Here is an 18,862-nt window from a genome sequence, read left to right as displayed (position 1 = left end):
TCGCAAGGCCTGCCGTGCCCTGGTGATTACTTCTTCTTTTTCGGGGCGATGACCATGATCAGCTGGCGTCCTTCCATCTTAGGATGCTGTTCGACCGAACCGTACTCGAGCAGGTCTTGTTCAACCCGCTTGAGGAGTTCCATCCCCAGCTCCTGGTGGGCCATCTCACGGCCGCGGAATCGCAAGGATACCTTGGCCCTGTCCCCGTCACTCAGGAAACGTACCAGGTTGCGCAGTTTTACCTGGTAATCCCCTTCCTCCGTCCCTGGACGAAACTTGATTTCTTTTACCTGAATCTGCTTCTGGTTTTTCTTCGCCGCAGCAATCTGCTTCTTCTTTTCGAAGATAGACTTGCCGTAGTCCATCACCCGGCAAACCGGCGGGACTGCGTCTGCGGAAATTTCTACCAGATCAAGCTTGGCTTCTTCAGCAATACGAAGCGCTTCATCAATCGAGACGATGCCAATCTGCTCGCCGTCAGCGCCAATTAACCGAACCTCGCGTGCCGAGATATTCTCGTTGATCGGGGCTTTCGGTGCAGCTCGTTTATCTTGTCTCATTTCACGCTTAATAATAATTACTCCAAATCTGGGCGACCACGCCGGGAAACCGCTTGCGCGAGAAACTCAGCGAATTCGGCGACGGGCATCGAGCCCAGGTCAGCACCTTCACGAGTACGCACAGCGACAGTCTGCATCTCGACCTCCCGATCTCCAATAACCAAGAGAAAGGGAACCTTGAGCAAAGTATGCTCGCGGATTTTAAAGCCGATCTTTTCATTTCTCAAGTCGGACTTGGCACGAAATCCGCTTTGGTTGAGAGTTTTTTCGACCTCGGCGGCAAAATCTGCCTGTTTATCAGTGATATTCATGATCACTGCCTGGGTCGGCGCCAACCACGCGGGGAACGCGCCCTCGTAGTGTTCGATCAGAATCCCGACGAAGCGCTCGAACGAACCGAGGATCGCGCGGTGAAGCATGACCGGGTGCTTGCGGCTGTTGTCTTCGGACACGTATTCGGCGCCCAGACGGATCGGCAGGTTAAAATCGAGCTGCAGGGTACCACACTGCCACACGCGACCAAGGCAATCTTTCAGCGAGAACTCGATCTTGGGGCCGTAGAAAGCCCCCTCACCCGGTTGCAGGTCATACGCAAGGCCCGCGCTATCGAGGGCGGCGGCCAGGGCCGCTTCGGCGCGATCCCACAATTCGTCGGAGCCAACGCGTTTTTCCGGACGAGTGGACAGCTTCATCTCGACTTCGGTGAAGCCGAAGTCCCGGTAGACGTCCATGGTCAGCTTGATGAAGGCGGCGGATTCGGCCTGCATCTGCTCTTCAGTACAGAAGATGTGCGCATCGTCCTGGGTGAACGCACGCACGCGCATGATGCCGTGCAGCGCACCGGACGGCTCGTTACGGTGGCAGGCACCGAACTCGGCCAGGCGCATCGGCAGCTCGCGGTAGCTCTTCAAGCCCTGGTTGAACACCTGCACGTGGCATGGGCAGTTCATCGGCTTGATGGCGTAGTCGCGGTTTTCCGACTGGGTGGTGAACATGTTGTCGGCGTAGTTGGCCCAGTGCCCGGATTTCTCCCACAGGCTACGGTCAACCACTTGCGGCGTCTTGATCTCCAGGTAGCCGTTCTCACGCTGGACCTGGCGCATGTACTGCTCGAGCACCTGGTACATCGTCCAGCCGTTCGGGTGCCAGAACACCATGCCCGGGGACTCTTCCTGGGTATGGAACAGGCCCAGGCGCTTGCCGATCTTGCGGTGATCGCGCTTCTCGGCTTCTTCAATACGCTGGATGTAAGCCGCCAGTTGCTTCTTGTCCGCCCAGGCGGTGCCATAGACGCGCTGCAACTGTTCGTTCTTCGCATCGCCACGCCAGTAGGCGCCGGACAGCTTGGTCAGCTTGAAGGATTTCAGGAAACGCGTGTTCGGCACGTGCGGGCCACGGCACATGTCGACGTATTCTTCGTGGTAGTACAGGCCCATGGCCTGCTCGTCCGGCATGTCTTCCACCAGACGCAGCTTGTAATCCTCGCCACGGGCCTTGAACACTTCGATGACTTCGGCGCGCGGGGTGACTTTCTTGATGACGTCGTAATCTTTCTCGATCAGCTGCTGCATGCGCTGTTCGATGGCGGCCATGTCGTCCGGCGTGAAAGGCCGCTCGAAGGCGATGTCGTAATAGAAGCCTTCATCGATGACTGGCCCGATGACCATCTTCGCGCTCGGGTACAGCTGCTTGACCGCATGGCCGACCAGGTGCGCACAAGAGTGGCGAATGATCTCCAGCCCCTCTTCATCCTTTGGCGTGATGATTTGCAGCGTGGCGTCGCTGTCGATGACGTCACTGGCGTCGACCAGCTTGCCGTTGACCTTGCCGGCCAGGGTGGCCTTGGCCAGGCCCGCGCCGATGGATGCGGCGACCTCGGCTACGGAAACCGGGTGGTCGAATGAACGTTGACTGCCGTCGGGAAGAGTAATAGTTGGCATGGCGCCTCCTCTCCTAGTGGTGACCCCTACCAAAGGTCACGTGGGTTGGGATGAGCCAGTACAAGATCCAGTCCAGGCCATTCAATGACGAACGCCTGCCTTACAGCGGCAGGAGCCTTGCGGCCAACCGGGAAAACCGAACCAGAGTGACTGGGATTCAAATCAGGGTTATTTCGAACATTTGCCACTGGGACGAGTCGTCCACAGCCTGGAAATAGCCGAGCCCGGCATGCTAGCACAGATGAACGGTCATCGCCGTGCTGGAATTGAAACAGGCGTAAATCCGGGTTTTTATGCCAGAGTGCTGAACTGAACCGAGCGCAACGCCTCAGATATCAAGACATCGACCCGAAAGGAGCATCTTCGCATGCGTCTCAATACGTTGTTTGCAGTAGTCGCCCCCCTTGCCCTGCTGCTTCCACTGACCGCCCATGCCGACTGGCCCAAAGGCGAGCGCGAAAAATACATGGCCCAATGCACGGAGGCGGCAACGCCCCAGATCGGCGCGGCTGCAGCCAAGGCTCATTGCGCCTGTGGCGCCGACGCGATCAAGTCCTACCCGGCCTCGGACATCCAGGCCTTGATGGATAACAAGGCCGCACCGGAACTGCAGCAAAAAGCCCTGGGGCAGATCGCAAAATGCAAGGCCGATAACAAGGCGAAAAAATGAGGAAGCAGCCTTCCTGAACAGGCCCGGCAGGGTTGAAAAACCCTGATTCAAGGCTTTTTCGAACGATTTATTCAGGTTTTACAGCTTTTTTTATCGTCTTTACTTTCGGCTGAAAGCCTTTAAAACCGGGCCTTTCAGCGGGCATAGGCAGTAAAGTAAACACGACTGATTGGCAAACAGCGCGTCCGGGGGGCTCCCAAATCGAACATTTCGACTATGATACCCGGGTGTGCCCAGTTGGCCTGAGCAGCACAGTACACTGAAAATATATGTTTCTTGGAGATACACCATGTCTAATCGCCAAACCGGCACCGTTAAATGGTTCAACGATGAAAAAGGCTTCGGCTTCATCACTCCTCAAGGTGGCGGTGACGACCTGTTCGTACACTTCAAAGCTATCGAAAGCGACGGTTTCAAAAGCCTGAAAGAAGGCCAGACCGTTTCCTTCGTGGCTGAGAAAGGCCAAAAGGGTATGCAAGCTGCACAGGTTCGCCCAGAGTAATTCCTCGGCGCACTAAAAAAACCCCGTCCATGTGACGGGGTTTTTTATGGGCGATTGAAAGCCGCCAATCAGCCGCAGTTCACCCGGTTGACCACCAGGTTGGCGTCGGTATTGAGGTTCAGGCGATCGGAGCGGTACTCAAGCGTGACCATGTCGTTGGGCTTGAGAATCCGCGCGTTCTGCGCGCCGGCGCGGGCACGGGCCTGCTCCAGCAATTGCGGCGAGGCCTGCTTGCCAATGGCGAACTCGGCAGCCTTTGCTTCGCAGCGGCTGTGACCGGTCTCGGCCGCCACGGGATCGGGGGTCGACTCAGAGGTGCTGCTGCAACCACTCAAAACCACGGCGGCCAGCAAAGTACTCAATGACGCGAGCTTCCAAGGCATGAAGCCTCCTTTTTCATAAATAAACAGAGAGCGTGCGACAGCCCAAACGGTACTTGGTTTCAAGACCATGGTCATCAGCCTCCCCTCATCCGGAAAACCGGCAGTTTGCCTGACCCCAGTCGCCCTGGTCAGACATGAATCGTGACTGAATATGAACAACGTTCAGTAAACGTCAATGTAATCGAAGGGTGGGTTTGGCCAGTTGTCTTTCAGTGCGTTGTAGATCTGCATGACCCAGACCTCGTCGCTGGCAGCGACCCGTCCGACATAGCCTGAACCTTTGGCCCACGTCTCAAGCCGAAACAGCAAGCCATCGATGTCGACGCCCCCCACAACGCCCGAAGACAGATAAGCGATTCCCCCCTTGGTCACGCGCAATTGGGTGTGCTCGTCATCACTGGCAGAAGCCAGCAACTGACGAACCGACTCAAGGGTCAACCCGTCAGGCGCGTTCAAATCGATCTGCACGGCAGGGCTCCTTCAGAAGTCAAAAAACAAGTGTCGCACAGCCCTCACCCGATGCCTAAGTCGCAGTGCCAAACCCGCTGCAAAAATGGTTAACTCAGCCTACAGACCTCCCAACTCGCGAGCCCCACCATGAGCACCGTCAGCATCGAAGTCACCATCAATGCCAAATGGTCAGAGGGACACAGCTCCTACAGCCCCAGTACCGCGGAAGAGCTGGCAATTATTGGTATCGACCTGTTGGTCAAGGAGCTGGGAACGGCGGCCGCGCAGAAATTCATCCAGCAGGCGTTCGAGCGATACCCGAACATCACCGAAACGGTTGAGTGAAGCTCGGGCACCCGCAGGCCATGGCCTGCGGGCCCGCCGCGAGACAGGTTACTTGAGGCGCGCCAGGCGCTCGGTCAGCAGATCGAAGAAGCCCTGGGCATCACCGTTCTCCACCCAGAAGGCATTCTTGGGCGCCTTCAAGCCGTCGTACCAGTCGACGATGGTCTGCCCGAAAGTCGGGCCTTCACGACTGTCCACCACGAGGTTGACCGAACGGCCGGTAAACAATTGCGGCTTGAGCAGGTAGGCAATCACCGTCGCGTCGTGCACCGGCCCACCGGTCATACCGTAGTGCTCCATGTCGCCCTTGACGTACTCGTTAAGGATATCGCCCACCAGTTTGCTGGCATTGTTGTTCACTGCGGCGATCTGCTTCAGGCGCGCTTCGCTGGTGAGAATCTTGTGGGTCACGTCCAACGGCAGATACGTCAGCTTCAGGCCGCTTTTTGCGACGATCTCGGCCGCCTGTGGGTCGGCGAACAGATTGAATTCAGCCACCGGCGTGATATTGCCGCCGTTGAAGTGCGCGCCGCCCATGATCACCACTTCCTTGATGCCCTGGACAATGTCCGGCTCCTGGACCAGCGCCAAGGCCAGGTTGGTCTGCGGGCCGAGCATGGCAATGGTGATGCTGTGGGGCTTGGCGGCCTTGAGCGTGTCGATCAGGTAGTTGACGGCATTGCCCTCGGCCAGGCCTTTCTTCGGCTCGTGGACGGTGACACCCGACAGGCCTTCCTTGCCATGGATGTTTTCCGCGTAGATCGGCGTGCGCATCAGCGGTTTCGGCGCCCCGGCATACACCGGCACGTCTTCGCGCCCCGCCCACTCTCGCGCCAGGCGAGCATTGCGGGAGGTCTTGTCCAGGCGAACATTGCCGGCGACGGTGGTCAGCGCGCGGATATGGAGCTCTTCAGGGGACGCCAGGGCGAACAGCAGCGCTACCACGTCATCGGCCCCCGGGTCGGTGTCGATGATCAGGTCGATCTTTTCCGCCGCCTGGGCGCTTGTAGCGGTGATCAATGACAAAAGCAGCAGACTCCGGAACAGTTGATGCATTTTCTGAGCATAGCGGTGCATGGCGCACTCCTTGTGCAGGGTTGACAGGTTAGAACGTGACTCCAGCGATCAGCACGATGTTGCAGTATGGAGAACACTCGCCTGTGCGAATGATCGCCCGAGCTTGTCGGCTGATGACCTTGAACTGTTCATGACTGACCAGTTCCCGCTCGCCCAACGCGCCTTCGGCATGCAGCGCTTCCAGGGTCGTCAAGGCCGACGGTTGCTTATCGAGGATTTCCTCGGCCAGGACATGGCTTTCTACCTGCATTTCGCTGAGCACCACTTTCAAGGTGCTGACAAAATCCGGGATGCCATGGGTCAGGGCCAGGTCGATCAATTCGACCTGGGGCGGTACCGGTAGCCCGGCATCACCGATGACCACTTTGTCGCCATGGCCGAGGGAAGCGATCAGTCGCGACAGTGCCACATTCAACAACGGCGTCTTTTTCATGATTTGAAGGCCTGTACTTCCAGCAACGTGGGGATTGAAGGCTGCGCGCCAGCGCGGGTGACCGACAGCGCCGCGGCGACCTGGCCGAAACGAATCGCATCGACCTCGCTTTTGCCACTGGCCAAGGCTGCCGCGAAGCCGCCGACAAAAGTGTCGCCGGCCGCCGTGGTGTCCACCGCCTTGACCCGCGGGGCTGGGAAGTGTTCGAAACTTGTGCCGTTGGCGAACATCAGACCCTGGGCGCCCAGCGTCACGATCACCTTGCCAGCCCCGGCGGCGATCAGATGCGCTGCGGCGGCTTCGGCGGTTTCAAGGGAATCCACCGAAAGTCCGCTCAAGACTGCGGCTTCGCTTTCATTGGGAATCAGGTAATCGACGCAGGCGTACCAATCGACCGGCAATGTGTGGGAGGCCGGCGCCGGGTTGAGGATGACGATCTTGCCCAGCTCACGACCGCGCTTGAGGGCATGGCCAACGGTGGCATCCGGCACTTCGAGCTGGCAGATGATGACATCGGCGCTTTGCAGTACTTCATCGACACCGCCCAGGACTTCAGGGGTGAGCGCACCGTTGGCACCGGCGACGATAACGATCGCGTTCTGGCTGTTGTCGTCGACGATGATCAGCGCCACGCCGCTGGCACCCTCCTCCACACTGACCGCCTGGCAGTCGATACCCTCGGCCAACAGCCCGCCACGCAATTGCTCGCCGTAGGCATCGCTGCCCACACAACCGACCATCGACACCTTCGCGCCCAAGCGCGCGGCGGCCACCGCCTGGTTGGCGCCCTTGCCGCCCGGGATGGTGGAGAACGACTCGCCAATCAGTGTTTCACCACCACGCGGCAGACGCGGCGCCCGGGTCACCAGGTCCATGTTTAGGCTGCCTATTACCACTACTTTTGCTGGCATACATCACTACTCATCAATTCGGTTCAGCGGTATTGGGCGAATGTGCCGGACAGCGGCGCAGTCGACTCTCGCAAGACAATACTCGGCGTCACGATCCGCTGGTCGGTGGCAAGGCCTGGCGTCGCAATTCGTCGCAGCAGCACTTCGGCCGCCATCTCGCCAAGTTGCAGGATCGACTGCCCTACCGTGGTCAACGCCGGGTAGACATATCGGCTCATCTGGATGTCATCGAAACCGATGACCGACAGTTCGCTGGGCACGCGCACGTTGCGTTCAGCGGCGGCGCGCAGCACACCGATGCCGATCATGTCGTTGGCCGCAAAAATCGCGCTCGGCGGCTGCTGCTCCAGCAGTTGCGCGGCGGCTCGGTAGCCGCCGGTACTGGTGAAATCACTCTCGAGCATACGCTCGACGGGCAGTTCGATTCCGGCCTCTTTCAGCGCCCGGCAGTAACCGGCCAGGCGCATTTGCGCCACGCTGGTATCGGCCGGGCCACCGATGAAGGCGATGTCGCGGTGCCCCAGCTCCAACAGGTGCCGGGTCGCCAGGTAAGCGCCGTATTCATGGTCAATGCGCACCAGGTCGGCGTCGACGCCATCGAGCCCGCGGTCGACAATCACCATGGGCGTGCGCACGTTGGCCAGGCCCTCGGCCAGGCCGACATCGCCGCCGGCGGACGCGAAGATCAATCCGTCGATGCGCTTTTCCAGCAGCACCCGCAGGTAGCTGCGTTGCTTGTCCGCGTTATCGTCGGAGTTACACAGGATCACGCAATAGCCGTTGCGCTCACAGTAATCCTCGATACCCCGGGCCAGCTCGGCAAAGTATGGGTTGAGGGCGTTGGGCACCAACAGGCCGATGGTCGCCGTGGTCTTGGCCTTGAGCGACCGGGCCACGGCGCTGGGCACGTAGTCCAGGCGCTCGATGGCCGCCTCGACCTTGAGCCGCACCTCTTCGCTGACCGGCCGCGTCTTGTTCACCACGTGGGACACGGTGGTGTAGGAAATCCCCGCGAGCGCTGCTACATCCTTGATCGTCGCCATGGTTCAGCCCCGCCGACTGGCGCGCTGGCTGCGATAGGTATCGAGCACGACCGCCACCACGATCACCGCGCCGGTAATGATGCGCTTGGTCGGTTCAGTGGCGCCGATCTGCGCCAGGCCCGCCGCCAGCACCGAGATGATCAGCACGCCAAAGAAGGTGCTGATGACCGAACCACGCCCACCCATCAGGCTGGTGCCGCCAATGACCACCGCAGCGATGACCTGCAGTTCCAGACCTGAGCCAGCGTTCGGATCCGCCGCCTCCAGGCGCGAAATCTGGAACAACGCGGCCACGCCGGCCAGCAAGCCCATCAGGCTGAACACCAGGATCTTGTAGGGCTTTGGATTGATACCGGCCAGGCGCACGGCCTCTTCATTGGTGCCGATGCCGATCAGGTAGCGACCGAACACCGTACGGGTCAGCACCGCCTGGGCAATGAAGATCACCAGCAAGGCGATGATGAACGAAGGCGAAATGCCAAAGGCGATGGGGTTGGACAGCCAGGCGAACGAGTCGCCGATATAGGCGGTACGCGAGCCAGTCATCTGGTACGCCAGGCCACGGGCCATCTCCAGCACACCGAGGGAGACGATGAACGATGGAATCCGCCACGCCACGGTAATCGAACCGGTGACCGTCCCCGCCAGCGCCGCCACGGCCATGCCGAGCAACGCCGACGGCCAGACGCTCCAGCCCCAGCCGAGCACGGCCACGCTGACCGTCGATGCCGCCAGCGCCAGCACCGAGCCCACCGACAGATCGATGCCGCCGATGATCAGGATGAAGGTCATGCCGACCGCCAACACCATCAGGTCCGGAATCTGGTTGGCCAAGGTGCTGAAGGTGTCATAGGACAAAAAATGGCTGCTCAGGGCCGAGAACAGCGCGACCATGGCCAGCAGCGCGCCAGCCAGGCCCAGGTACGTCCCCAGGCCATAGAAATTGCCACTCGATTTGCCGACGGCAGATGCGGTTTTCATGAAAGATCCCTAGGCGCTGCTTCGTTGAGCAACGCATCACGTTTCTGGTAGCCGGCGAATGCGGCGGCAAGCAAGTCATCCTGGGTCCAGCTGTCGCGCTCGAAGGTGTCGATCAGGCGCCCGGCGGACAACACGCCGATCCGGTCACAGATCAACATCAGCTCCCGCAGGTCGCTGGACACCACGACCAACGCCTTGCCCTGGCGAGTCAACTCGCCGAGCAACGCATAAATGTCGAATTTGGCGCCGACGTCGATGCCCCGGGTCGGCTCGTCGAACAGCATGACCGCGCAGTCGCGCTCGAGCCAGCGACCGATCACGACTTTCTGCTGGTTGCCGCCCGACAGCTCGGACACCAACTGGGTCGGGCTGGAACTGCGGATGCGCATGGCATTGACCTGCCGCTGCGCCAAGGCCAGTTCGGCGCTGCCATTGACCAGGCCGGCGCTGGAAATCTCCGGCATGTTGCCCAGGGCAATGTTGGCGGCGATGGATTGAGTCAACAGCAGGCCTTCCCCCTTGCGGTCTTCGGTTATCAGCGCAATGCCATGGGCCACCGCATCGGACGGGGAGCGAATGCTCACCACCTGGGCCGGCGAGCCCAGCGCCACCGTGCCGCTGTCGGCGGTATCGGCACCGAAGATCAGCCGCAACAGTTCGGTCCGCCCTGCCCCGATCAGGCCGGAGATGCCGAAGATCTCGCCACTGCGCACTTCGAAGGACACGTCGCGGACTTTGTCGGCACGGGTCAGGCCTTTGACGGTCAGCGCTGGCGCGCCGATCTGGCGCGGGCCAAGGTCAATATGCTCACCCAGCTCCCGGCCAACCATCAGGGTCACCAGTTGCTCGCTGTCGTAGTTGGCCATCGGCTCGACGCAGACCAGGTTGCCATCACGCAATACAGCAATGCGCTGGGCGACCCGCGCCAGTTCTTCGAGGCGATGGGAAATGTAGATGATCGACACGCCGCGAGCCTGCAAGCGAGTGATCTGTTCGAAGAGCATCTCGACTTCCCGGGCCGTCAACATGGCGGTCGGCTCATCGAGAATCAGCACATGGCAATCGCCGATCAGATTGCGAGCGATCTCGACCATCTGCTGATGACCGATCCCCAGCTCGCCGACCAACGTGTTGGGATCGATGGCATCGAGCCCCACCTGGGCCATGGCCTCGATGGCCGCCTTGCGCAATTGCTTGCGGCTGATCCAGCCACCGACGCTGGGCAAGTTGTCGAGAAACAGGTTCTCGGCCACGGAAAGGGTCGGCAACAGGTTGAGTTCCTGCATCACCATGCGCACGCCCAGCTCTTCAGCCTGGGTACGGCTGCCGGGACGATAATCCTGACCTTGAAATTGCATGTGTCCGGTCGTCGGCGTCACCAGCCCGCCGATGATCTTGGACAAGGTGCTTTTACCGGCACCATTTTCGCCGGTCAGTGCCAGCACTTCACCGCGCATCAACGTCAGGTCGATGCCAGTCAGTACCGGTTGGGCATAGGTCTTGCCGATGCCGCTGACAGAAAGGACAGCGTTCGGGTCGCAAACGGACATAACAAAACTCTCCATGCGCTCGCCCGGATGGGCGAGCACCGTTGTGTCGCCAGGATAACTACTTGGTCACCAGCTCGACCGGAGTTTCGATAACGCCGTTGGTACCGCTGTCGACTTTTTCACCCTTGAGGATCTTCAGCGCCGTCTCGATACCGAAGACAGCCTGCTTGGCGGCGAACTGGTCGGCAGTCGCCAGGACACGACCGTCCTTGAGCATCGGCTTGATGGCATTGATGTTGTCGTAGCCGACCACTTGCACCTTGCCCGCCTTGCCCGCCGCGCGCACGGCCGATACCGCGCCGACCGCCATGCTGTCGTTACCAGCCAGCAGTGCCTTGATGTTCGGGTATTCGCTGAGCATCGACGCGGCAACCTGGTTGCCTTTGTTGATTTCCCAGTCGCCGGATTGCAGGGAGACGACCTTGATCTGCGCCGCCTCCATCGCATCCTTGAAGCCCGCGGTACGCGCCTGGGCGTTGGTAGTGGTGGACACACCTTCGATGATGCCGACCTCGTCACCGGCCTTGAGCTCCTTGGCCAGGTACTCACCGACCAGACGTGCGCCCTTGCGGTTGTCCGGGCCTACGAACGGCACGTTGATGTTCTTGCTCTTGACCACGGTCGGATCGAGCTGGTTATCGATGTTGATCACCGTGATGCCTGCGTCGACGGCTTTCTTGATCACCGGCACCATGGCCTTGGAGTCCGCAGGCGCGATGATCAGGGCATCGACCTTGGACACGATCATTTGCTCAACGATACGGATCTGGTTGGCGGTGTCGGTTTCGTCCTTGATCCCGTTGGAGATCAGGTCGAAATCGGCGGAGTGTTCCTTCTGATAAGCCTTGGCGCCGTCTTCCATGGTCAGGAAGAATTCGTTGGCCAGGGACTTCATGACCAGGGCGACCTTGGGTTTTTCAGCGGTCTGGGCGAATGCCGAGGAGAGAGGCAGAGCAGCGGATGCGGCCGCGAGCATGGCAACAGCGAGAAGGCGTCCAGCGAATGGCAACTTCATGGGTTCACTCCGATCTTATGATTATTGTGAGCAAATCAATGCACGGAACGCCGCGCAAACGTTTGCGTGAAGTGAACTATGGTAAGGCTTCGTGGATTTGTCAACGCTGCGGTTGCATCCGCAATGGCGAAGCGTCAGGCCGTAGTATTGACCATTGCCCCCGAACTGCCGCCCTTCGCCAGCTCCGTGACCAGGCGACCGGTGACCTCCAACAATGCGCCACTGGTGTCGGCAATCTGCCCTTGAACCGCCATGACCGCCGCGGTCTTGTCTTCCGGTTTCGGATAATTCCGTGTCTGCGCAGCGGCCAATTGCTGTTGCTGCTCCCTGAGCTGCTCCTGAAGCTCTTGCATCCGCTTGAGCAATATCTGAACGGCAATGCTCTGGGTACTGCCGCTCTCCTGCGTCTGATCGGTTGCCTCAGCGCCCGCCCCCATGTCCACGCGGACCTTGCCCGACGCGCGCGTTGTACCAAGGGCCTCATCGGCAGCCTCGGTCTCGGCCTCGCTCAGGGCCTTCAGGGTAGCAGCGGATTGGCCACCGATAGTCACGGCCGCCGCATTGGGAAAGCCGACAGAAAACGCCATATCAAAACTCCATAAGATGAGATTCCTACGAAAGACATCGCCCGCCAAAGCACTTTCTTTAGCGCCCACGCAAATCTGTCACAAGCCAGAGCGTTTGGCCCAGCCGTTTACGCCAGCCAATAAAAAACTTCCTCCTCTTACACCAAAACGAAAAAAGCGCTGTCAGACGATCTTCTTGAATTTTAAGCAGTTGCGTAAATACCTACAGTTAAATACTGTATGCACGTACAGCTTAATAAGGATAATCCTGTGGCCACGCCCTCCGCTGCAACTACCCCCTTAGATTCCTATACGCGACTCGGCCTGCGGGTCTCGAAAATCATCAATTCCCCCACCGCGCAAAAAGCCAAGGCCGCGCTGATCTTCCGGCTTCCCGACGAGCCGGTGGATGAATGGGAGCGCCTCCTGGAAGAAATCGACGAGAACGACAACGTGACCCTCGCCTATCGCGACGACGGTGGCGTGCAGGTTTTCTGGGTCGTGCCGAAGGAAGATTGAGCCTGATGAGTGTTCGCTGTTTAGCTTTTTTGCTTGTGTTCATCACCATGGGCGCCCAGGCCGGTGCGCCGCGCACCTTCAACGAAGCCAAGAAAGTCGCCTGGAAACTCTACGCGCCGCAATCCACCGAGTTCTACTGTGGCTGCAAATACACCGGCAATCGCGTGAACCTGGCCGCCTGCGGTTACGTGCCGCGCAAGAACGCCAGCCGCGCCGCCCGCATCGAGTGGGAACATATTGTCCCGGCGTGGCAGATCGGCCATCAGCGCCAATGCTGGCAACAAGGCGGGCGTAAAAACTGCACCCGTTACGACCCGGTCTATCAACGGGCCGAGGCCGACCTGCACAACCTGGTGCCGAGCATCGGGGAAGTGAATGGCGATCGCAGCAATTTCAGTTTCGGCTGGTTGCCGGTGCAGAAGGGGCAATACGGTTCATGCCTGACCCAGGTGGATTTCAAGGCCAAGAAGGTCATGCCCCGCCCTTCTATCCGGGGAATGATCGCCCGGACCTATTTCTACATGAGCAAGCAATATGGCCTGCGCCTCTCGAAACAGGATCGGCGCCTGTACGAAGCCTGGGACAAGACCTACCCGGTCGAAAGCTGGGAGCGTCAGCGCAACCAGAGCGTGGCGTGCGTCATGGGGCGTGGAAATGAGTTCGTGGGGCCGGTAAATTTGAAGGCCTGCGGCTGACCTCGCATTCTTGAACAGCACAAATCAACTGTGGGGAGCGAGCCTGCTCGCGATAGCGGAGTGACAGACAACAGTTTGTCGACTGATACACCGCTATCGCGAGCAGGCTCGCTCCCACAGGTTTTGTTCTGTCCGGTTATTGAGTGGCCGGATAATCCACCACCAACGTCTCGATGTTGCGCTTTTTCGCCCGGACCAGGGCGGCAGTCACTTTGCTCCTGCTTGGCTTCGGCCTCGGCCTTGGAGCTGAAAGGACCGACCAGGACCCGCTCCTTGCCGCCCTCGCGCACTACGTTCGACATGAAGCTGTGTTCGATGAGCCAACCGGTCAGGTCGCTGACTGCCTGAGGCGTCTCGCCACGAACCTCGACGGCCCACTGCGGCGCGGCAGCGGCGGCCGGTGCAGAGGTCGCGGCGGGTTTCGGCTTCGCTGCTTCGATGTCACGCCCTTCACCGCACCCTGCCAGCACCAACACCGCGATTACCCAAGCCAATTTGCGCACAACGTTTCCCCCGGAAGACATGAGGCACGGATTTTAGCACCCGTGCCCATCAAGATCGCCGCAAACAGTGCTCAAAACACGAGAATCCTGCCCGGCGTCTCTGTATAGTCGCACCCTGGGAATTAATGCTGCATCTGCACGTCAGAAAGAGGCACCCACATTGTGACACTTAGCACTAATCTATAAGCAGTACCGACATCTGCACTGTCTGAATCAGGTGCCCTATAAAGCAATCAAGGAGAACACCATGCTGATACTCACCCGCAAAGTCGGTGAAAGCATAAACATTGGTGACGACATCACGATCACCATTCTGGGCGTTAGTGGCCAACAAGTCCGGATCGGCATCAACGCCCCGAAAAACGTTGCGGTGCATCGCGAAGAAATCTATCAGCGTATTCAGGCCGGCCTCACCGCCCCCGACAAGCCGCAAACCCCCTGAACATTGCAGCAGTCCGCAGCCAGCCCGTTTGCATCGCCGCAATGGCTGGCTAAAGATTCCGATCGACCGCGCCTTACCCTGCCCCCTCGCCTTCTTTCGTCCCACTCGTGAATCGATACTAATGGCATGGCTCTTGGCATGGCTGTCAGACGTTTCGTTTTAATGATGACGAAGCGGGCGTTCGCGGCCCGTCAGCCCATGCTCACGCCGCGCGCCATTCCAGTGGCGGCAACCACCATCAAGATCAGCAGCAAGGCTTCGATATGGCTGATCCGTGCCAACCGACCGGCTTTCGAAGAGTCAATCGCCGCCCCTTTGCCCCGTGCCATCCGCCATTTGATCAGGGCGATCATCGGCGCGATCTCAAGCAACAGGATCAGCAGGAGCAAGGTCATCTTCAGGTGGAACAGCGGCTGGTGCAGGTAATAATCCGTACCTTTTTCGTACCCACCGAACGCCCGCATCCCACCGGTCACCAACAACACCAGCGCCGACACACCCCATACGTTATCCGCAATCAACACATTGCGAACCGCATCCACACCGCCCGCCAGGCGTCGCAGCGCCGTGCCGCGCGTCAGCACTGCCCAGAGCCCGAGGGCGAACGCCAGAAGATGAATGGCCGCCAAAGACCAATGAGTCAACATGGAAGAGCCCTGTCAGAGAACGTCGAATCGACCTGACAGTACTAGCTCATAAAACCATGATTGCCAGGGTAGGCATGCAAAAAACTGTGGGAGCGAGCCTGCTCGCGATAGCGGTGTATCCGTTTGCAATGATGCTGAATGTACCGCCGTCATCGCGAGCAAGCTCGGCTCCCACAGGGATTGGCGGCGGGCAAAAAATTGGAAACTGCAACAGATCCAATGTGGGAGCGAGCTTGCTCGCGATGGCGGTGTATCAGTCGACAAAAATGTTGCCTGACACTCCGCTATCGCGAGCAGGCTCGCTCCCACAGTGGTATTGCGTAAGACTTCAGTCCGCCAATCGCCAGGTCGTCCCGCCCTTGCCATCTTCCAGCACCACGCCCATGGCGGTGAGCTGGTCGCGGATGCGGTCGGATTCAGCCCAGTCCTTGTTGGCCCGGGCGGTCAGGCGCGCCTGGATCAATGCCTCGACCTCGACGGCGTCCACGCGACCTTCGGCACCAGCCTGCAGGAAATCATCGGCTTCGAGTTGCAACACACCCAGCACGCTGGCCAGTTCTTTCAGGCGTGCCGCCAGACCGGCCGCTGCATTGAGATCGCTCTCACGCAGGCGGTTGATCTCACGCACCATCTCGAACAGCACCGCGCAGGCTTCCGGCGTGCCGAAGTCGTCGTTCATCACCTCGGTAAAGCGTGCAACGAACGCTTCGCCGCCGGCCGCCGGCACATTCGGCATGCCCTTCAACGCGTGGTAGAAACGCTCCAGGGCGCCCTTGGCGTCCTTGAGGTTGTCTTCCGAGTAGTTGATGGCGCTGCGATAGTGGCTCGACACCAGCAGGTAACGAATGACTTCCGGGTGGTACTTTTCCAGCACGTCACGAATGGTGAAGAAGTTGTTCAAGGACTTGGACATCTTCTCGCCGTTGATCCGGATCATGCCGCAATGCATCCACGCGTTGGCGTAGGTCTTGCCGGTGGCCGCTTCGCTCTGGGCGATTTCGTTTTCGTGGTGCGGGAATTCCAGGTCGCTGCCGCCGCCATGAATGTCGAAAGTCTCACCCAGGCAGCAGGTGGACATCACCGAGCATTCGATGTGCCAGCCCGGACGCCCGGCGCCCCACGGCGACTCCCAGCTCGGCTCACCCGGCTTGGCAGCCTTCCACAGCACGAAGTCCAGCGGATCCTGTTTCGACTCGTCGACTTCGATGCGCGCACCGATGCGCAGGTCTTCGATCTTCTTGCGCGACAGCTTGCCGTAGCCCATGAACTTGGCGACGCGGTAGTACACGTCGCCATTGCCCGGTGCGTAGGCATAGCCCTTGTCGATCAAGGTCTGGATCATGCTCAGCATGCCAGGAATGTGATCAGTTGCCCGTGGTTCCAGATCCGGCTTGAGGATATTGAGGCGCGCCTCATCCTCGTGCATGGCCTCGATCATGCGCTCGGTCAGCGCATCGTAAGGCTCGCCGTTTTCCCGGGCACGGTTGATGATCTTGTCTTCGATGTCGGTGATGTTGCGCACGTAGGTCAGGTCATAACCGCTGAAACGCAACCAGCGGGTCACCAGGTCGAAAGCGACCATGCTGCGACCATGGCCAATGTGGCAGTAGTCGTACACGGTCATGCCGCAGACGTACATGCGGACCTTGTTGCCATCCAGCGGCTTGAAGACTTCTTTGCTCTTGGTGAGCGTGTTGTAGATCGTAAGCACAGGGTTTCCCTTAAGACTTGATCACTGACCCCAGGAATCGCGCAAGGTCACGGTACGGTTGAATACCGGAGCACCGGGTTTCGAGTCCTTGATATCCGCGCAGAAGTAACCTTCGCGCTCGAACTGGAAACGGTCTTCCGGCTGTGCGTTGCCCAACGAAGGTTCGGCACGACAACCAGTGAGTACTTGCAGGGAGTCAGGGTTGATGTTGTCCAGGAAGCTGGCGCTGTCTTCGGCCTTCTCCGGGTTCGGCGAACGGAACAGGCGATCGTACAGGCGCACTTCGCACTCGACGCTGGCAGCGGCCGGCACCCAGTGGATCACGCCCTTGACCTTGCGACCTTCCGGGTTCTTGCCCAGGGTATCGGGGTCGTACGAGCAACGCAGCTCGACGATGTTGCCGTCGGCGTCCTTGATCGCTTCGTCGGCGCGGATCACGTAGCTGCCGCGCAGGCGCACTTCGCCGGCCGGCTCCAGGCGCTTGTAGCCTTTTGGCGGCTCTTCCATGAAGTCTTCACGGTCGATGTAGATCTCCCGGGCGAACGGCAGGACGCGCACGCCCATGTCTTCTTTCGGGTGACGCGCCAGTTCGAGGTTCTCGACCTGGCCTTCCGGGTAATTGGTGATGACCACTTTCAGCGGACGCAGCACGCACATGGCGCGCGGGGCGCTGTGGTCCAGGTCGTCACGGATGCTGAACTCCAGCATGCCGAAGTCCACCACGCCGTCGGAGCGGTTGGTGCCGACCATTTCGCAGAAGTTGCGGATCGATTTTGGCGTGTAGCCCCGACGACGGAAGCCCGACAGCGTCGACATGCGCGGGTCGTCCCAGCCGTTGACGTGCTTCTCGTCCACCAGTTGCTTGAGCTTGCGCTTGCTGGTGATGGTGTAGTTCAGGTTCAGGCGGCTGAATTCGTACTGGCGCGGATGGGCCGGCACCGGCAGGTGCTCGAGGAACCATTCGTACAACGGCCGGTGGCTTTCGAACTCCAGGGTGCAGATCGAGTGGGTGATGCCTTCGATAGCGTCCGACTGACCATGGGTGAAGTCATAGTTGGGGTAGATGCACCACTTGTCACCGGTCTGGTGGTGATGGGCATGACGGATGCGGTACATGATCGGGTCGCGCAGGTTCATGTTCGGCGAGGCCATGTCGATCTTGGCGCGCAGCACCCGTGCACCGTCCGGGAACTCACCGGCGCGCATGCGGGCGAACAGGTCCAGGTTCTCTTCCACGCTGCGGTCACGGAACGGGCTGTTCTTGCCCGGCTCGGTCAGGCTGCCGCGGTATTCCTTGGCCTGCTCGGGGGTCAGGTCGCACACGTAGGCGTTGCCGGCCTTGATCAGTTCCACCGCCCAATCGTGCAGTTGGTCGAAATATTGCGAGGCATAGCGCACCTCACCGGACCATTCGAAACCCAGCCACTTGACGTCGCTTTCGATCGCGTCGATGTATTCCTGGTCTTCCTTGGCCGGGTTGGTATCGTCGAAACGCAAGTGCGTGACGCCGCCGAACTCCTGGGCCAGGCCGAAATTCACGCAGATCGACTTGGCATGGCCGATGTGCAGGTAGCCGTTGGGCTCCGGAGGGAAGCGAGTGACGATCTGTGTGTGCTTACCCGAGTCCAGGTCCGCCTGGATGATCGGGCGCAGGAAGTTGACCGGCACGGCCGGGCCGGTCTTGGAATTCGAGGTAGGGTCGACAGTGGGCTTGCTCATAGGATCCTTGAACGTACAAGTGCGCGGCCGGGTGCGGCCTGATAAATCAAAGCCCGTATCATAGCCGATGCTGTCAAGCACCTGACAGGCCAGGTCGGTAAACGATTGAATTTAATCGACGACCTGATGAAAAACAGCCTCGAAATTCGTGCCTGGCACGCTAAACTGCCCAACCTGGCCGATTGCAGCCAGACCGGTTG

Annotated in this window: 21 protein-coding genes and 1 pseudogene; 6 read left to right on the top strand and 16 right to left on the bottom strand. The window is 59.8% G+C overall.

Features of this window, described 5'->3' with window-relative positions:
• Positions 1-26: 26 nt before the first annotated feature.
• Positions 27-578: a translation initiation factor IF-3 gene (gene infC / locus GN234_RS28580; RefSeq protein ID WP_169432615.1), complete on the bottom strand. Its 552-nt coding sequence runs from the start codon at positions 576-578 to the stop codon at positions 27-29.
• Positions 578-2,500: a threonine--tRNA ligase gene (gene thrS / locus GN234_RS28575; RefSeq protein ID WP_109754696.1), complete on the bottom strand. Its 1,923-nt coding sequence runs from the start codon at positions 2,498-2,500 to the stop codon at positions 578-580. The genes infC and thrS overlap by 1 nt, the downstream gene beginning before the upstream one ends.
• Before the next feature lie 367 nt (positions 2,501-2,867).
• On the opposite strand from thrS, the gene GN234_RS28570 reads away from it, so the two are divergent.
• Together GN234_RS28570 and GN234_RS28565 are read left to right on the top strand one after the other, a co-directional pair.
• Entirely contained in the window at positions 2,868-3,170 is a 303-nt protein-coding gene (locus tag GN234_RS28570) for a hypothetical protein (RefSeq protein ID WP_109754695.1), read from the top strand.
• Positions 3,171-3,459: 289 nt separating this feature from the next.
• Entirely contained in the window at positions 3,460-3,672 is a 213-nt protein-coding gene (locus tag GN234_RS28565) for a cold-shock protein (RefSeq protein ID WP_003179963.1), read from the top strand.
• 68 nt (positions 3,673-3,740) lie between these two features.
• Here GN234_RS28565 and GN234_RS28560 read toward each other — a convergent pair whose 3' ends face one another.
• Both GN234_RS28560 and GN234_RS28555 read right to left on the bottom strand, forming a co-directional pair.
• Positions 3,741-4,055, bottom strand: a complete 315-nt coding sequence (locus tag GN234_RS28560; protein ID WP_176689429.1) for an I78 family peptidase inhibitor — start codon at positions 4,053-4,055, stop codon at positions 3,741-3,743.
• Between the two features lie 162 nt (positions 4,056-4,217).
• Positions 4,218-4,523 (bottom strand): hypothetical protein, encoded by a 306-nt coding sequence (locus tag GN234_RS28555; protein ID WP_109754693.1) that lies wholly within the window; start codon positions 4,521-4,523, stop codon positions 4,218-4,220.
• A gap of 129 nt (positions 4,524-4,652) precedes the next feature.
• On the opposite strand from GN234_RS28555, the gene GN234_RS28550 reads away from it, so the two are divergent.
• Positions 4,653-4,850: a hypothetical protein gene (locus GN234_RS28550; RefSeq protein ID WP_109754692.1), complete on the top strand. Its 198-nt coding sequence runs from the start codon at positions 4,653-4,655 to the stop codon at positions 4,848-4,850.
• Positions 4,851-4,898: 48 nt separating this feature from the next.
• On the opposite strand, the gene GN234_RS28545 is transcribed toward GN234_RS28550, so the two are convergent.
• The 8 genes from GN234_RS28545 to GN234_RS28510 form a co-directional block, all read right to left on the bottom strand.
• Positions 4,899-5,927: a nucleoside hydrolase gene (locus tag GN234_RS28545; protein WP_116832926.1), complete on the bottom strand. Its 1,029-nt coding sequence runs from the start codon at positions 5,925-5,927 to the stop codon at positions 4,899-4,901.
• Positions 5,928-5,955: 28 nt separating this feature from the next.
• Positions 5,956-6,360, bottom strand: a complete 405-nt coding sequence (gene rbsD, locus GN234_RS28540; protein WP_116832927.1) for a D-ribose pyranase — start codon at positions 6,358-6,360, stop codon at positions 5,956-5,958.
• Positions 6,357-7,271: a ribokinase gene (gene rbsK, locus GN234_RS28535; protein ID WP_163857832.1), complete on the bottom strand. Its 915-nt coding sequence runs from the start codon at positions 7,269-7,271 to the stop codon at positions 6,357-6,359. The genes rbsD and rbsK overlap by 4 nt, the downstream gene beginning before the upstream one ends.
• Before the next feature lie 23 nt (positions 7,272-7,294).
• Positions 7,295-8,314: a LacI family DNA-binding transcriptional regulator gene (locus GN234_RS28530; protein WP_109754688.1), complete on the bottom strand. Its 1,020-nt coding sequence runs from the start codon at positions 8,312-8,314 to the stop codon at positions 7,295-7,297.
• Between the two features lie 3 nt (positions 8,315-8,317).
• Positions 8,318-9,295: an ABC transporter permease gene (locus tag GN234_RS28525; RefSeq protein ID WP_013693780.1), complete on the bottom strand. Its 978-nt coding sequence runs from the start codon at positions 9,293-9,295 to the stop codon at positions 8,318-8,320.
• Entirely contained in the window at positions 9,292-10,845 is a 1,554-nt protein-coding gene (locus tag GN234_RS28520) for a sugar ABC transporter ATP-binding protein (protein WP_176689428.1), read from the bottom strand. Before GN234_RS28520 ends, GN234_RS28525 begins: the two co-directional genes overlap by 4 nt.
• Before the next feature lie 58 nt (positions 10,846-10,903).
• On the bottom strand, positions 10,904-11,860 hold the full coding sequence (locus tag GN234_RS28515) for a sugar ABC transporter substrate-binding protein (protein WP_163857828.1): 957 nt from the start codon (positions 11,858-11,860) through the stop codon (positions 10,904-10,906).
• Between the two features lie 134 nt (positions 11,861-11,994).
• Complete coding sequence (locus GN234_RS28510; protein WP_109754685.1) at positions 11,995-12,447, bottom strand: hypothetical protein; 453 nt, start codon at positions 12,445-12,447, stop codon at positions 11,995-11,997.
• 198 nt (positions 12,448-12,645) lie between these two features.
• Between GN234_RS28510 and GN234_RS28505 the strand changes: the two genes are divergently transcribed.
• Both GN234_RS28505 and GN234_RS28500 read left to right on the top strand, forming a co-directional pair.
• Entirely contained in the window at positions 12,646-12,945 is a 300-nt protein-coding gene (locus tag GN234_RS28505) for a DUF1654 domain-containing protein (RefSeq protein WP_176689649.1), read from the top strand.
• Between the two features lie 5 nt (positions 12,946-12,950).
• Entirely contained in the window at positions 12,951-13,640 is a 690-nt protein-coding gene (locus tag GN234_RS28500; protein ID WP_176689427.1) for an endonuclease, read from the top strand.
• Between the two features lie 136 nt (positions 13,641-13,776).
• Here GN234_RS28500 and GN234_RS30110 read toward each other — a convergent pair.
• Positions 13,777-14,143, bottom strand: a pseudogene (locus GN234_RS30110) (SPOR domain-containing protein).
• A 247-nt stretch (positions 14,144-14,390) separates the two neighbouring features.
• Here GN234_RS30110 and csrA point away from each other — a divergent pair.
• Complete coding sequence (gene csrA, locus GN234_RS28495; RefSeq protein WP_003179932.1) at positions 14,391-14,585, top strand: carbon storage regulator CsrA; 195 nt, start codon at positions 14,391-14,393, stop codon at positions 14,583-14,585.
• 191 nt (positions 14,586-14,776) lie between these two features.
• Here the strand turns inward: csrA and GN234_RS28490 are convergent, their stop codons facing one another.
• The 3 genes from GN234_RS28490 to GN234_RS28480 all read right to left on the bottom strand — a co-directional run bounded on the left by GN234_RS28490 (position 14,777) and on the right by GN234_RS28480 (position 18,662).
• Complete coding sequence (locus tag GN234_RS28490; RefSeq protein WP_176689426.1) at positions 14,777-15,232, bottom strand: DUF2214 family protein; 456 nt, start codon at positions 15,230-15,232, stop codon at positions 14,777-14,779.
• A 328-nt stretch (positions 15,233-15,560) separates the two neighbouring features.
• Positions 15,561-16,943: a cysteine--tRNA ligase gene (cysS, locus tag GN234_RS28485; RefSeq protein ID WP_176689425.1), complete on the bottom strand. Its 1,383-nt coding sequence runs from the start codon at positions 16,941-16,943 to the stop codon at positions 15,561-15,563.
• Between the two features lie 21 nt (positions 16,944-16,964).
• Positions 16,965-18,662 carry a glutamine--tRNA ligase/YqeY domain fusion protein gene (locus GN234_RS28480; protein ID WP_176689424.1) on the bottom strand — a complete coding sequence of 566 codons (1,698 nt, stop codon included), beginning with the start codon at positions 18,660-18,662 and terminating at the stop codon, positions 16,965-16,967.
• Positions 18,663-18,862: the final 200 nt, after the last annotated feature.

It is taken from the genome of Pseudomonas bijieensis (assembly GCF_013347965.1).
In the GTDB taxonomy this organism is placed as follows: domain Bacteria; phylum Pseudomonadota; class Gammaproteobacteria; order Pseudomonadales; family Pseudomonadaceae; genus Aquipseudomonas; species Aquipseudomonas bijieensis.
This window is presented reverse-complemented; position numbering and strand designations above follow the sequence as displayed.